This is a genomic window from Stenotrophomonas sp. SrG, from assembly GCF_050031795.1.
Lineage (GTDB): Bacteria > Pseudomonadota > Gammaproteobacteria > Xanthomonadales > Xanthomonadaceae > Stenotrophomonas > Stenotrophomonas rhizophila_A.
The window spans coordinates 1-333 of sequence record NZ_JBNBBE010000062.1; the positions used below are offsets into that span (position 1 = coordinate 1).

The 333-nt window shown below is 53.5% G+C and carries 1 pseudogene; it reads right to left on the reverse strand.

Features of this window, described 5'->3' with window-relative positions:
• Positions 1-313: pseudogene (locus ACQG3P_RS18975) on the reverse strand (hypothetical protein); the annotation flags it as partial.
• Between the last annotated feature and the right edge of the window lie 20 nt (positions 314-333).

Below are 333 nucleotides of genomic sequence, written 5' to 3' on the forward strand. Positions count from 1 at the left end.
TCTCTAGCCCTTCTGGAACTGAAAATGCGACTGGATCTGTTTGCACAACAACTGAGTAGCCGTCAGCGTTGTCCGATAGCTTTACGGCACGCGACGACGGCTCGAACTCAATTGGGGCTATAAGCACTGAAAACGAGACGGGTCCGTCTGGAAGATCAGACAGGTCAATTGTCTGATCTTCCGTTGCGCCTGTGCTTTCGTGCTCATCCAACTTATCGATGGCGGGGACGCGGTAACCAGATATCTGACATGGCCTCTCGGTCTTGGTCAGTGGCGCAATGTAGCTGGCGCCCCCATTTTGGTGGTAATTCACGCGACCCGACTGATGAATCG